This is a genomic window from Microbacterium sp. zg.B48, assembly GCF_024623505.1.
In the GTDB taxonomy this organism is placed as follows: domain Bacteria; phylum Actinomycetota; class Actinomycetes; order Actinomycetales; family Microbacteriaceae; genus Microbacterium.
On sequence record NZ_JANJFE010000003.1, the window covers coordinates 141,581 to 155,189 of the forward strand.

At 71.8% G+C, this 13,609-nt stretch carries 15 protein-coding genes; 8 read left to right on the forward strand and 7 right to left on the reverse strand.

Translation table 11 applies throughout. The features are described 5' to 3' along the window. Nucleotides 1–67 precede the first annotated feature (67 nt). From NQ152_RS02490 to NQ152_RS02505, 4 genes are all read left to right on the forward strand, one after another. The gene (locus NQ152_RS02490) at nt 68–1,153 is read left to right on the forward strand and encodes a sugar ABC transporter substrate-binding protein (protein WP_257522890.1); all 1,086 of its coding nucleotides are present in this window, start codon (nt 68–70) and stop codon (nt 1,151–1,153) included. An 84-nt stretch (nt 1,154–1,237) separates the two neighbouring features. Beyond that, nucleotides 1,238–2,044, forward strand: coding sequence for an ATP-binding cassette domain-containing protein (locus tag NQ152_RS02495; protein ID WP_257502291.1), 807 nt, complete (start codon nt 1,238–1,240; stop codon nt 2,042–2,044). Further along, a complete protein-coding gene (locus NQ152_RS02500) occupies nt 2,041–3,309 on the forward strand; it encodes a sugar ABC transporter permease (protein ID WP_257522891.1) in 1,269 nt (422 codons plus the stop codon). Before NQ152_RS02495 ends, NQ152_RS02500 begins: the two co-directional genes overlap by 4 nt. Before the next feature lie 93 nt (nt 3,310–3,402). Further along, entirely contained in the window at nt 3,403–4,536 is a 1,134-nt protein-coding gene (locus NQ152_RS02505; protein WP_257522892.1) for a class I SAM-dependent methyltransferase, read from the forward strand. 18 nt (nt 4,537–4,554) lie between these two features. On the opposite strand, the gene NQ152_RS02510 is transcribed toward NQ152_RS02505, so the two are convergent. From NQ152_RS02510 to NQ152_RS02530, 5 genes are all read right to left on the reverse strand, one after another. Next, complete coding sequence (locus NQ152_RS02510; RefSeq protein ID WP_257522893.1) at nt 4,555–5,274, reverse strand: NAD-dependent deacylase; 720 nt, start codon at nt 5,272–5,274, stop codon at nt 4,555–4,557. Next, nucleotides 5,271–6,794, reverse strand: a complete 1,524-nt coding sequence (locus NQ152_RS02515; RefSeq protein WP_257522894.1) for an ATP-dependent DNA ligase — start codon at nt 6,792–6,794, stop codon at nt 5,271–5,273. Before NQ152_RS02515 ends, NQ152_RS02510 begins: the two co-directional genes overlap by 4 nt. Before the next feature lie 39 nt (nt 6,795–6,833). Continuing rightward, nucleotides 6,834–7,250, reverse strand: a complete 417-nt coding sequence (locus NQ152_RS02520) for a hypothetical protein (RefSeq protein ID WP_257522895.1) — start codon at nt 7,248–7,250, stop codon at nt 6,834–6,836. A gap of 70 nt (nt 7,251–7,320) precedes the next feature. Beyond that, a complete protein-coding gene (locus NQ152_RS02525) occupies nt 7,321–7,947 on the reverse strand; it encodes a hypothetical protein (RefSeq protein ID WP_257522896.1) in 627 nt (208 codons plus the stop codon). Then, nucleotides 7,937–8,350 carry a hypothetical protein gene (locus NQ152_RS02530; RefSeq protein ID WP_257522897.1) on the reverse strand — a complete coding sequence of 138 codons (414 nt, stop codon included), beginning with the start codon at nt 8,348–8,350 and terminating at the stop codon, nt 7,937–7,939. Before NQ152_RS02530 ends, NQ152_RS02525 begins: the two co-directional genes overlap by 11 nt. Before the next feature lie 124 nt (nt 8,351–8,474). Between NQ152_RS02530 and NQ152_RS17210 the strand changes: the two genes are divergently transcribed. Genes NQ152_RS17210 through NQ152_RS02550 form a run of 4 tightly spaced genes read left to right on the forward strand, consistent with a single transcriptional unit; the run spans nt 8,475 to nt 12,178 of the window. Beyond that, complete coding sequence (locus tag NQ152_RS17210) at nt 8,475–9,566, forward strand: ThiF family adenylyltransferase (protein ID WP_257522898.1); 1,092 nt, start codon at nt 8,475–8,477, stop codon at nt 9,564–9,566. A 20-nt stretch (nt 9,567–9,586) separates the two neighbouring features. Continuing rightward, the gene (gene glp, locus NQ152_RS02540) at nt 9,587–10,777 is read left to right on the forward strand and encodes a gephyrin-like molybdotransferase Glp (RefSeq protein WP_257522899.1); all 1,191 of its coding nucleotides are present in this window, start codon (nt 9,587–9,589) and stop codon (nt 10,775–10,777) included. After that, entirely contained in the window at nt 10,774–11,763 is a 990-nt protein-coding gene (gene moaCB, locus NQ152_RS02545) for a bifunctional molybdenum cofactor biosynthesis protein MoaC/MoaB (protein ID WP_257522900.1), read from the forward strand. Before glp ends, moaCB begins: the two co-directional genes overlap by 4 nt. After that, nucleotides 11,756–12,178, forward strand: coding sequence for a molybdenum cofactor biosynthesis protein MoaE (locus NQ152_RS02550; RefSeq protein ID WP_257522901.1), 423 nt, complete (start codon nt 11,756–11,758; stop codon nt 12,176–12,178). Before moaCB ends, NQ152_RS02550 begins: the two co-directional genes overlap by 8 nt. 20 nt (nt 12,179–12,198) lie before the next feature. Here the strand turns inward: NQ152_RS02550 and NQ152_RS02555 are convergent, their stop codons facing one another. Further along, nucleotides 12,199–12,444 carry a MoaD/ThiS family protein gene (locus NQ152_RS02555; RefSeq protein WP_257502279.1) on the reverse strand — a complete coding sequence of 82 codons (246 nt, stop codon included), beginning with the start codon at nt 12,442–12,444 and terminating at the stop codon, nt 12,199–12,201. Beyond that, entirely contained in the window at nt 12,437–13,504 is a 1,068-nt protein-coding gene (moaA, locus tag NQ152_RS02560) for a GTP 3',8-cyclase MoaA (RefSeq protein WP_257522902.1), read from the reverse strand. The genes NQ152_RS02555 and moaA overlap by 8 nt, the downstream gene beginning before the upstream one ends. Nucleotides 13,505–13,609: the final 105 nt, after the last annotated feature.

The window sequence follows — 13,609 nt, forward strand, 5'->3', positions numbered from 1 at the left end:
TTCCTCAAGCGCGAACCACGCGGGGGTGTTGCCCGGCGTTCGCATCTTCAAAGACGAAAGGCGAAAGATGAAGAAGTCTTCAATCCTCTCGGCAGCCGCCCTCGCCGGCGCGGCCGCGCTGCTCCTGGCCGGCTGTGCCGGCTCGGGTGGCGGCGCGACGCCCAGCGAGACCGGCGGCGACGGCGGAGGTGACGCCGCCGGCCGTGCCTGCGTCATCCTTCCCGACGCGGCCTCATCGCCGCGGTGGGAGAACTTCGACCGCAAGTACCTTCAGGAGGGTCTGGAGGGTGCCGGCTTCGAGGTGGACATCCAGAACGCCCAGGGAGACGTGAACAAGTTCTCCACGATCGCCGACCAGCAGCTGACTCAGGGCTGCGGCGTCATGCTGCTGGTGGACTACCAGGGCGCGGCGGAGGCGGTGGCCGAGAAGGCCAAGGCCGAGGGCATTCCCGTGATCGCCTACGACCGGCCGTTCTCGGGTGCCGACTACTACGTGTCCTTCGACAACGTCGAAGTCGGCCGCCTGCAGGGCCAGACGGTGCTCGACGGCCTCGAGGCCGCCGGTGTCGCGCCCGCTGACGCGACCGTGGTGTACATCGGCGGAGACCCGACCGACGGCAACGCCAAGATGTTCCATGACGGCGCCGACGAGGTGCTCGCCGAAGCGGGCGTCGTGCCTGCGGCCGAGCCCCCGGGGGCCTGGGACCAGGCGAAGTCGCAGACCAGCTTCGAGCAGGCGCTGACCTCGCTCGGCGGACAGGTCAGCGGCGTGTGGGCGGCGAACGACACCAACGCGGCGGGCGTCATCAAGGTCCTGCAGGACAACAACCTCCAGGGCGTTGCCGTGTCGGGCCAGGACGCGAACGTCGCCGGTCTGCAGAACATCCTGCTCGGCTGGCAGACGGCCACGGTCTACAAGCCGGTCAAGGACGAGGCGGATGCCGCTGTCGAGGTCGCGGTCGCGCTGCTCAGCGGCGAGGAGGTGTCCACCGACGCGGAGCTGGACGACGGCACGCCGTACATCCAGGTCACGCCGATCCTGGTCGGGCCGAACGAGGTCAAGGATGTCATCGCCGCCGGCGACGCCTCCTTCGATGACGTCTGCACGCCCGATGTCGCGGCAGCCTGCGAGGAGTTCGGAGTCACGGAGTAACCCCACCGCCACAGCCGCGGGGGCGTCGCGTCATCGAAGGCGCGGCGCCTCCGCGCTCCTGTTCGTCAGCGCAAGGAAGCGAGTATGTCAGAGACCATCACAGCAGCAGAGCCGATCATCCAGTTGGTCGGTGTGAAGAAGTCCTTCGGCCCTGTCAACGTCCTCAAGGGGGTGGACCTGAAGGTCTATCCCGGCAAGGTGACCGCGCTGGTCGGTGACAACGGCGCCGGCAAGTCGACCCTCATCAAGGGGCTCGCCGGCGTCCAGCCGTACGACGAGGGCGAGGTCCTCATCGACGGGCAGCACCGCGACCTGCACGCCCCCAGGGATGCCGCGAATCTGGGCATCGAGGTCGTCTACCAGGACCTCGCACTGTGCGACAACCTCGACATCGTGCAGAACATGTTCCTCGGCCGCGAGGAGCTCACCTTCGGCACGTTCGACGAGGGACGCATGGAGAAGGACGCGTCCGACACCCTGCGCGGGCTGTCCGTCCGCACGGTCAAGTCCGTTCGGCAGAAGGTCTCCTCGCTCTCCGGCGGGCAGCGTCAGACGGTCGCGATCGCGCGCGCCGTCCTCAAGAAGGCACGCGTCGTCATCCTGGACGAGCCGACCGCTGCGCTCGGCGTCGCGCAGACCGAGCAGGTCCTCAACCTGGTCCAGCGGCTCTCCGAGCAGGGCGTCGCGGTGGTCCTGATCAGTCACAACCTGGCAGACGTCTTCCAGGTCGCGGACGACGTCGCGGTGCTCTACCTCGGTCAGATGGTCGCCCAGGTCAACGTCGCGGACACCACCCGCGACGACGTGGTCGGCTACATCACCGGAACCAAGACCCTCGGCGGCATCCAGCACACCGGAACCTCGACGATCGTGACGGAGGTCGCAGAATGACCAGCACGACTCGAACCGAGGCCGCACCCGATCCGCTCGCCAGCGACATGATCGGCAGCGGTGTGGAGGGCGGCCTCGGCGACCAGGTGCGCGCCTGGTGGCAGCGGGTCCGCGGCGGCGACATGGGGGTGCTGCCCGCCGTGGGCGGACTGCTCGTGCTGAGCGCCCTGTTCGCGGCGCTGAGCCCCTTCTTCCTCACCGAGCGCAACTTCGCGAACCTGCTGAACCAGGCCGCGCCGCTGGTGGTGCTCGGCATGGCGCTGGTCTTCGTCCTCCTGCTCGGCGAGATCGACCTGTCCGCCGGCGTGACCGGCGGCGTGGGCATGGCGCTGTTCGTCGTCCTGAACGCGCAGTTCGGCGTGCCATGGCCGCTCGCCCTGCTGATCGGGTTCGGGTTCGGCTTCGTCACCGGCGCGCTCATCGGCTTCTTCGTCGCCCGGGTCGGGATTCCGTCCTTCGTCGTCACGCTGGGTCTGTTCCTCGGATTCCAGGGTCTGGCCCTGGTGATCATCGGTCCCGGCGGCCTTTTCCGTCTCGAGGTGCCGGAGTTGATCGCACTGCAGAACGGCAGGCTCCCGGTCTGGGGCGGATGGGCGATGCTGCTCATCATGCTGGTCATCTCGGGCGGCACCGCGTTCTGGGACCGCGCCCGGCGCACCAGAGCAGGCGTACCCAACCGTGCGGTCTCGCTCGTGTACATCAAGCTCGCCGTGATCGCGGTGCTCGGTGGAGCGTTCGTGTTCGTCCTCAACCAGGATCGCGGTCAGTCGGTCAACCCCGTGCAGGGCGTTCCCGTCATCGTCCCGGTGGTCCTGCTGATCCTATGGATCGGGACCTTCGTGCTGGACCGGACGAAGTTCGGGCGGTACATCTACGCGATCGGCGGCAACGCCGAAGCCGCGCGCCGTTCGGGTGTGAAGGTGCGCTGGGTGAAGTGGTGGGCGTTCGTGATCTGCTCGTCGCTCGCGGTCGCGGCCGCGTTGTTCAGCGTCGCCCGGGTCGGGTCGGTGGATGCCACCGTGGGGCGCGACATCGTGCTCAGCGGCGTCGCCGCAGCCGTGGTCGGTGGTGTCAGCCTGTTCGGCGGACGCGGCCGCCTCATGCACGCGGCGATCGGAGCGCTCGTGATCGCGGTGATCTCGAACGGTCTGGCGCTGCTGAACCTCCCGGCCGGCATCAACCTGCTGGTCACCGGCGGCGTGCTGATCCTGGCCGCCACCGTGGATGCGCTCTCGCGGCTCAGGTCCGGAGGAGCAGGCGTCTGACCGCCGTGCCGAACGGGTGCGGCCGGGGGCCGGGAGGGTCCCGGCCGCACCCGTTGGGGCGGACTTCCCAGTCGAGTAGGCGAGACTGTCCGGATGCCTTCTTACTCCCCCGACGCCCTGCGCCGCTGGCCCGACGTCGAATCCGCCGAGCTGTTCGCGATCGACGCCGCCGACCGCCTCCTCCTCGACGAATCGGCCGCCGCTCGCGCGGACGCACCGGAGGGCAGCCTCGTGATCGTGGGCGACTCCTATGGCGCTCTGACTCTGGGCGCTGCGGACGCCGGAGCCGCCGGCATCCGGGTCCACCAGGACCTTCTCTCCGCAGAGCGCGCACTGAGCGCCAACGCCGACCGCGCGGGTCTGGCCGGAGCATTCCGCTCGCTCCCGTTCGGCTCCGAGCTGCTCACCGGCGCTCGCGTCGTGCTGGTGCGCCTCCCCCGCGCCCTGGACGCACTCGATGACATCGCCGCGCTCATCGCCGCGCACGCGGATCCCGACGTCGTCGTGTTCGCCGGCGGGCGCATCAAGCACATGACCGTGGCGATGAACGAGGTGCTGCGACGGTCGTTCGGATCGGTGGATGTGACGCACGCCCGCCAGAAGTCCCGGGTGCTCATCGCTCGCGGCCCGCTGCCGGCGTCCGATCCGCAGCCGCATACGCGCGCGCACGAGGTGCCGGGTCTGGACGAGCCGCTCACCGTGTGCGCGTTCGGCGGCGCGTTCGCGGGCACCTCGATCGACATCGGCACCCGGTTCCTCCTGGAGCACCTCGGCACCCCGAGCCCGGTCGCCCGCGGCGACATCATCGATTTCGGCTGCGGCACCGGCGTCATCGCCGCCTGGCTCGCCCTCCGCAATCCGGAGGCGACCGTGCTGGCCACCGACCAGTCCGCGGTCGCGGTGGCCTCCGCATCGGCCACGGCCGCCGCGAACGGGATCGCCGACCGGGTCACGGTGGTGCGCGACCTCGGTCTCGCGTCGCGGCCCGATGCCAGCGCGAGCTTCATCGCGCTGAACCCGCCGTTCCACACCGGCACCGCGGTGCCGGACGGGGTCGCGGAGCCGCTGTTCGCCGAGGCCGGCCGTGTCCTGCAGCCCGGAGGCGAGCTGTGGACGGTGTGGAACTCGCCCCTGCAGTACCGTGGGGCGCTGGAGCGGCTGGTGGGCCGGACCCGGCAGGTCGCGCGGAACAAGAAGTTCACCGTCACGGTATCCACGCGCGGCTGACCGGGCAGTACCCTCTCTTCACCCGCCGGCGAGGACCTCGTCGACCCACGCGGGAACCAGTTCGCTCGCGCGGCCGGTGCGGACCTCGTCGAAGCGCACCGCGGACTCGCTCGGCTCGAGATTGAGCTCGATCGTCCGCGCGCCGAACGCGGCGGCGAGGGCGACGTAGCCCGCGGCCGGGTACACCGCACCGGATGTCCCGATCGAGACGAACACGTCGCAGGCCACGACCGCGTTCTCGATCCGATCCAGGTCGTACGGCATCTCGCCGAACCAGACCACGTCGGGACGCAGCATCCGCTCGCCGCAGGTCGGGCACGGCGGCCGGCCGGCGAGATCGCCGGACCAGGCGTGCCGCGTGCCGCAGAGCGTGCACAGCGCCCGACGCAGCTCGCCGTGCATGTGGATGAGGTTGCGTGTACCGGCGCGCTCATGCAGATCGTCCACGTTCTGGGTGACGATCAGGACGCGCTCGCCCCGCGCGGCTTCCAGCCGGGCCAGCGCCCGGTGTGCCGGATTGGGCCGGGCGGCCTGGGCGGCCCGGCGTCGTGCGTCGTAGAACTTCAGCACCGCGGCAGGATCCCGCTCGAAGCCCTCCGGTGTCGCGACGTCCTCGACGCTGTGGCCCTCCCACAGCCCGCCCGCATCGCGGAACGTGGGCACGCCGCTCTCCGCGGAGATGCCCGCGCCGGTCAGCACGACGATGCGCTGCTGCCCCGCCGCAGCGACGTCAATCACCGCAGCAGCTCGCGGAGCGACTGGATGGTATCCGCCTCGTCGGGGCGTTTGTCGGGGCGGTACCCCTTGACCCGCGCGAACCGGAGGGCGACGCCGCCGGGATAGCGCGGCGAGCGCTGCACGCCGTCGATCGCGACCTCCACGACCGTCACCGGGTGCACGTGCACGGTGTTCGCGGTGCGGGAGGTCTCGATCGAGGGGAAGTGCTCGGTCTGCCAGCGCAGCACGGCGTCGGTGAGCCCCTTGAACGTCTTGCCGACCATCACGAAGCCGCCCGCCGGGCCGTACTCGCCGGTCGGGTCCAGCGCACCCAGATGCAGGTTGGAGAGCATCCCGGTCCGCCGCCCGGACCCCCACTCGACGGCGAGCACGACCAGATCGTAGGTCAGCACCGGCTTGACCTTGATCCAGCTCTTGCCCCGCCGTCCGGCGGCGTAGCGCGAGTCCAGGGCTTTGACGACCACGCCCTCGTGCCCGGCGGCGAGCGCGTCGCGCGAGACCTGCTCGGCCGCCTGGGGATCGGCGGTGACCACGCCGGGGACCCGCCACTCCCCCGCGATGCGCTCCAGCTCGGCGAGGCGCACATGCAGCGGCTCATCGATGAGGTCGCGCCCGTCCAGGTGCAGGACGTCGAAGAACCAGGGTCGCAGCAGCGTCGCGCTGACCGCCTCCGAGCCGAACCGCGCCATGGTGTCCTGGAACGGACGCGGCCCTCCGTCGGCGTCGAGCGAAAGCGTCTCGCCGTCCAGAATGACGTCGTGCACGGGCAGCGCGCGGGCCACGTCGACGATCTCCGGCACGCGAGCGGTGATGTCGGCCAGGCTGCGCGTGTACACGCCGACCTGATCCCCGGACCGGTGCACCTGGATGCGCGCACCGTCGAGCTTGAATTCCACGGATGCCGCGGCCGCGATCTGCGCGATCGCCTCCGTCACGGAGCCCGCGGTCGAGGCGAGCATGGGAAGCACCGGCCGACCCACGACCAGGCCGACGTCGCCGAGTTCACCGGGCGCGCCGGCCAGGGCGATCCGCGCTGCCTCGCCGAGGTCGCCGGAGAGCATCGCCGCCCGGCGGACGACGGCCGCGTCCTGGCCCGACGCGCGCGTGATCGCATCCAGCAGGACACCCCCCAAGGCACCGGTGCGCAGCTCGCCGAGGATCACCCGCGTGAGGAAGTCCCACTCCTGCGCGGTGGCGCGAGAGCGCAGGCCGTCCAGGGCGGCGCGGCGGACGGCGGCGGACCCGCTGCCGGAAGTGGCGGCAAGCCGCTCCAGGGCGGCATCGACATCCCGAACGGACAGGGTCGGCTCGGTCGCGTGGGCGACCGCCGGCGCAGCCAGACCCCGCCAGCCGACGCCGACACGGCCCTGTCGTGGACGTGCCATGAGCAACCCCACCGCCGGCACGATCTCGTCCGGTTCCAGGCGGCGCAGCAGCCCGGCGAGGGCGTCGGTCTTCGTCAGCCTCGACGAGGTGGATGCCACGGCATCGGCCGTGACGACGACATCGTGCAGCAGCATCCCCGAATCCTTCCACTCCCACCCGACAGCCGGGGCCGGTCAGCCTTTGGCCGGGCGGGTGCTCCACAGTGCGACCGCGACCAGAACAGGCTGGAAGAACAGACGGATCAGCCGGCTCCGGTCATCGGAGAGCCCGAATCCGTCCTTGGCTTTCGTGTACTGCTCGATGTTGCCCGGGAACACTGCGACGAAGAACGCCGCGAGGATCATCCCGATGCGGCTGCGCTCGCGCGGCAGCGCCACCAGGGTGGTGCCGAGCATGATCTCCACGACGCCGGAGGCCACCACCACGCCGTCCTTGTCGATCACGCGGCCCGTCCAGTCCGGCACCTGCGCCTGGAACTCCTGGCGCGCCCAGAACAGATGCGACAGGCCGGCGAACACCATGGCGCCGCCCAGAGCCCACCGTGCGATCGTGCGAGCGGGTGTGGATCGCGGGATGCCGGATGATCTCATCGGCCCAGTCTGCCCGCTGCACCCGCCCCTGTCGCCCGCACCACCGATCATCTGCGGCGCGGGGCGCGGATCAGCGTTCGGTGCCCGGTGCGACGTGTGCGAGCACGCGGCCCCACACCGCCGGCAGGGTGAGCGCATTCCGGACCGGGACCATCTCCGCCCGGGCGGCCGGCATCTGATCCTGGTACCAGAGCGCGTCCGCCTCACCGGCCGACCGCTCGCCGACGCCGTTGAGGATGAGCGTCTGCGCGGACACCGCTCCGAGCAGACTGCCGAAATCGTCCCGGTCCAGCGGCGCTGCCGGCGCGGCCACGGCGACCAGGGCCGCGCTGTCGACCGTGCTGCCCAGACCGACCGCAGCCCGCAGCGCGACATCCACCCCGTCGCGGTACGCGACCACCGCCGCCGTGCGCACGACGGCACCACCGCGCGCGCTCTGAATAGCGGCCAGCGACTCGTGAATCAGATCGGCGAGAGAGCTCGCCGTGCTCTCGGCGGGGGTCTCGCTGCCGTAGGTGCCCGAGTCCAGGATCTCGCCGCCGGCGAGCGCGACCGCCAGCACGCAGATGTCGCGTGCGGCTGTCTCGGTCGGGTGCGGATCGAGCGTGACCGCGATTCCCCTGCCCACCAGCACCACGAGGCGCTCCGCGCCCGGTGTTCCGAAAACGCGATAACTCAGTCGTGTGTCATTCGGCACGTGTGCTCCTCCAAGCCCAGGCGATCAGCAGCGGCTGCAGAAGCAGGCGAGCGAACCGCGCCCGATCGGTCCGCAGCATCGGCGCCGGCCTGCCGGTCTGCCACTGGTGGATGTTGCCGGGGAAGACCGCGACCAGGAACGCCACGACCAGCCCGCCGACCGTCCTCTGCTCCCTCGGCAGCGCGACCAGCGCTCCGGCGAGCATCAGTTCTGCTGCGCCCGAGGCGACCACGATCGCATCCTTGTCCAGCGTGGTGAGCCGTGTCGCCCAGTCCGGCACCACGATGCGGTAACCGCGTCGACCCCAGGTGAGGTGGGACGCGCCGGCCGCCGCGAGGAGCCCGGCCAGCGCCCAGCGCGCGGCAGCGAGGACGGTCTCAGTGCGCGCCGAGGACGAACTCATGGCTCCGACGGTACCCGAGGTCGCCGCAGTGCGGGCCGGTGAACCGGCGAACGGACCGGGTGCAACCGGAGCCCGCGGGCGGCTCCCCGGGCCTGCGCCCCGGGATCGGTGAAAGAATCACGGGGTGGCGAGCTCATCGGATCCGAACGCCCCTCGATACGCGCGTCAGCGCATCCTGCCCGGCTTCGGCGAGGAGGGCCAGCAGAAGCTGGCGGCAGCGCACGCCGTCGTCATCGGCGCCGGCGGGCTCGGCAGCGCCGTGCTGCCGATCCTCGCGGCCGCCGGCGTCGGCACCATCACCGTGATCGACGACGACCTGGTCGATGAGACGAACCTGCACCGTCAGATCCTGCACGGAGCAGCCGACGTCGGCCGCGCGAAGGTGGACTCGGCGGCCGACACGATCCGGGCTCAGTCTCCGCAGACGCACATCGTCGCGCTGCGCGGGTCCTTCACCGCTGCCACGGCCGCGCAGATGCTCTCCGGAGCCGACATCCTCATCGACGGCACCGACAACAACGAGACCCGCTTCACCGCCAACGACGCCGCCGCGGCGGCCGGCATCCCGCTGGTGTGGGGCTCGGCGCTGCGCTGGGGCGGCCAGGTCGGCGTCGCATGGGCCGGCACCGACTATCGCGACCTGTTCCCCGGCGGTCCGGACACCGAGGCCGACACGTGCGAGATCGCCGGGATCCTGCCCAGCGTCTGCACCGTCACCGGCGGTCTCATGGCGACGGAGGCCCTCAAACTCCTCACCGGACTCGGCCGACCGCTGTTGGGCCGCGTGCTCCTCTTCGACGCGCTCAGCGGCACCACGCAGGAGCTGCACTACGCGCGGGACCCGGACAGGGATGCCGCGGGCTTCGCGGACCGGCCCGCCCTGGCGGCATCCGATCCGTCCATCTCGGCGCGGGAACTGGCCGCACTGCTGGCGGAGTCGACGGGCGAACGGCCGGTGCTGCTGGATGTTCGAGAGCCGGATGAGGTCGCCCTCGGCGCGCTGCCGGGCGCCGTCGCCATTCCGCTCGGCGTGCTGGAGCAGCGTCTGGCCGAGCTGGATCCCGCGGCTCCGACAGTCGTGTACTGCCACCTCGGGGTGCGTTCGGCGCGCGCGCTGGACCGGTTGCAGGAGGCGGGGTTCGCCCGCGCCCGGCACCTGGCCGGCGGGATCGACGCCTGGTCGCGCACCGTCGATCCGACACTCGCCCGCTACTGAGCAGACGCGATACTGAAGCCATGCACCGGATCGCCGTCGAGGAGTACGCAGCCATCATCCGGGACCACCTCGCGCCGCTGCTGACCAGGCCGCTCGAGCACGTCCCGCTCGCCCTGGCCGCCGGTCGGGTGACCGCCGACGACGTGCGCAGCCCGATCGCGCTGCCCAGCTTCCGCAACTCCCAGATGGACGGGTTCGCCGTCCACGCCGCGGACCTGCGCCGCATCCCGGTCCGGCTGCCGGTGCTCGGCGAGATCGCGGCGGGCGCAGTGGATCCGGCGGCGCTGCCCGAAGGCTCCGCGATCGCGATCATGACGGGCGCGCCGCTTCCGGCGGGTGCCGACGCGGTGGTGCCGGTGGAGGACACCCGGCTCACGGACGGTGTCGTGGAGATCCTCCGCGGGCGGGATGCCGGGGACCACGTGCGCGAGGCGGGGTCGGATCTGGCGGCCGGAGAGGTGCTGCTGCCGGCCGGCCTCCGGCTGGCATCGCGCCACCTCGCTGCACTGGCCGCGGCGAACCTGATGGATGTGGCCGTCCGCGCCCGCGTGCGACTGGCGGTCATCAGCACCGGCAACGAGCTGGTCCCGCCGGGCACGCCGCTGCGCAACGGCCGGCTTCCGGACGCGAACGGGATCGCGATCGCCACGGCGGCGTCCGCAGCCGGCGCCGAGGTGGTCGATCTGCAGCTGTCCGGCGACGACGCCGCACAGCTGGGCAGGGTGATCGACCGCTCGATCGCCGCCGGGGCCGAGCTGGTGCTGACCAGCGGCGGCATCTCGATGGGCACCCACGAGCCGGTGCGGCAGCTGCTGGAGCCGCTCGGCGCCACCGTCGGAACCGTCGACATGCAGCCGGGCGGTCCGCAGGCGTACGCCCGGTACCGGACCGTCCCGGTCGTGTGCTTCCCCGGCAACCCGGTCAGCAGCCAGCTCGGCTTCGCACTGTTCGTGGCACCGCTGCTGCGCGACCTCGCCGGGCTGCCCCCCGCCGCTCGCGCCCCGCGCGTGCTCGCCGCGCCCCTGCAGTCGGTCTGCGGGCGCCGGCAGTTCCTGCGCGGACGCCTCACCGACGACGACCGTGTGGCGACCGTGGCCGGTCCGGGATCGCATCTGGTGGCGGCCTTGGCGGCCGCGGATGTGCTGATCGACGTGCCCGCGGAGGTCACCGTGCTCCCGGCCGGCGCCACGGTGGATACCGTTGACCTATGAGCACGCTGAGCCACCTCGATGACAATGGCCGCGCCCGCATGATCGACGTGGGCGCCAAGCCGGTCACGCGTCGCGTCGCGCGGGCGGCCGGCCGCCTGACCACGACCGCGGAGGTCCTCCGGCTGGTGCGCGCGGACGGCCTGCCCAAGGCCGACGTGCTGGCCACCGCCCGCATCGCCGGCATCGCCGGCGCCAAGCGCACGAGCGAGCTGATCCCGCTGGCGCACATCCTCCCCCTGGATTCGGTGACCATCGATTTCGACTTCGACGGGGACACGATCCTGATCGACGCGACGGTCTCGGTCACGGCGCGCACGGGCGTCGAGATGGAAGCCCTGACCGCGGTGGCGATCGCCGGACTCACGCTGCACGACATGATCAAGGCGGTCGATCCGCGCGCGCAGCTCGGCGCGATCCGGCTGCTGGAGAAGTCCGGCGGCAAGCACGGCGAGTGGTCCCGGGACGGCGGGGCGCGGCATCCCGAGTCGGAGAACCCACCGGCGCCGATCGGCCTGGGACGACGCGCGGAGGTCCTGGTGTCCTCCACCGCCGCCGCGGCGGGCACCCGCGCCGACACCACCGGCCCGCTCCTGGTCGAGTGGCTGCGTGAGCGCGGGTTCACCGTCAGTGACGCGTCGGTGACAGCGGATGCCGCGGTGGGGCCCGCGCTGGCCGGGATCGTAGCGGACGCGCCGGATGTCGTGCTCACCACCGGAGGCACCGGGCTGCATCCGCAGGATCGCACCCCGGAGGTCACGCGGGCGCTCCTGGACCTCGAACTGCCCGGCATCGCCGAGGCCATCCGCGCGGCCGGACGCGCGGCCGTGCCGACGGCCGCGCTGAGCCGCGCGGTCGCGGGCATGGCGGGCCGCACACTGATCGTCAACCTGCCCGGCTCGCCCGGCGGAGTCCGTGACGGCCTGGGGGTCCTGGAGCCGCTCCTCGCGCACGTGCTGGATCAGGCCGAGGGCGGCGGACATGAGTGACCCGCAGCGCTACCTCGCCCTGATCACCGATCAGCCCATCGACCGTGCGGCGGCCGAGGCGTTCGTGATGACCGCCGCCGACGGCGCACTGGTCGTCTTCGAAGGCGTCGTGCGCGATCACGACCACGGGGAGTCGGTGCATGCCCTCGACTACGAGGCGCATCCGGACGCACAGGGCTTCCTCGCCGCCGTCTGCGCCGAGATCGCGCAGGCCTCGGGTCTGCGCGTCGCGGCCGTGCACCGCGTCGGCGCCCTCACGATAGGCGACGTGGCGCTGGTCGCAGCGGTCTCGGCGCCGCACCGCGCGGACGCGTTCGCGGTGTGCGCGCAGCTGGTGGACCTCGTCAAGGAGCGCACGCCGATCTGGAAGCGGCAGCACCTCGCCACCGGCACGACGGAGTGGGTCGGCCTGTAGGCCGCCCCGTCGACCGCGGGTCAGCCGCCGGAGAAGCGGGGCAGGACGTCCGCGCCGGTTCCGAGGGTGCGCTGCGGGTCGCGACTGACCACGCCGTCCACCAGGATCGAGCCGGAGCGCAGCACCCGCGCCATCGCCTCGCCGTAGCGGGTGACCAGCAGCTCCCGCAGGTCGCCGACGGTGGCACCGGGCACCGAGAGCGTCTCGTCGACGCGTCCCGCGGCATCCGCTGCCGCCGCGAAGTACCGCACCCGGACCTCAGCCACCGATCGCTCCCATCGAACGCTCCGGCGGCACGAAGCCCGGATCGGAGATGCCGTGCCCGGCCTGCTTGCCCCACATCGCCGCACGCCACCGGTCGGCGATGTCCTGATCGCTCGCTCCGCCGCGCAGCAGCGTGCGCAGGTCGGTCTCGTCGTCGCCGAACAGGCACGATCGCACCGTTCCTTCGGCGGTGACCCGGGTCCGGTCGCAGGCGGAGCAGAACGACCGCGTGACGGAGGCGATGATGCCGACGGTGGCGGGGCCGCCGTCCACGAGCCATTCCTCGGCGGGCGCGGACGGATCGTCGCGCCCCGCCTCGGTCAGACCGAACCGCCCGGACAGCACGTCCAGCAGCTCGGCGGCGGGGACCATGTTCGCCCGGCGCCAGGCCGCGTCCGCGTCCAGCGGCATCTGCTCGATGAACCGCAGACGCAGCCCGCGCTCGACCGCCCAGGCCAGCAGCGCGGGAGCATCATCGAGCGTCTCGCGCATCAGCACCGCGTTGAGTTTGATCGGCCCCAGTCCGGCACGGACGGCACCGTCGATGCCGGCCAGCACCGCCGGGAGCCGATCGCGGCGCGTCAGCCGCGCGAAGTGCTCACGGTCGATCGTGTCGACCGAGATGTTGACGCGCCCCAGCCCGGCTCCCACCAGGCGTTCGGCGACCTTGTCCAGGCCGATGCCGTTGGTGGTCATCGACAGATCCAGCCCCGGCGCCGCCGCGGCCGAGCGTGCCACGATCTCGACCAGGTCGGCGCGGGTCAGCGGCTCCCCGCCGGTGAATCGCACTTCGCGGATGCCGAGATCCCGTCCGGCGATGCCCACCAGGCGCGCGATCTCCTCGGCCGTGAGCAGGTCGCGTTTGGGGATGCTGGGCAGGCCTTCCGCGGGCATGCAGTAGGTGCAGCGCAGCGAGCACTTCTCGGTGACCGAGATGCGCAGGTCGTGGGCGACGCGGCCGAAGCGATCGACCAGATCGGGCGTGTCCGGGCGCCCGGTCGTATCCGGCGCGCTCGAAGGATCGCGGTGGATCCGCGGCATCCCGAGCTGGAGGGTCGACATGACTTCAGCCTATGCGCACCGCTCGGTGACGGGGCGATGCAGGAGTCCCGTGACAGCGGCAGGGTCGCGTCACTAGTGTGATCCCCAAACGGGAAGGGGCTCTCC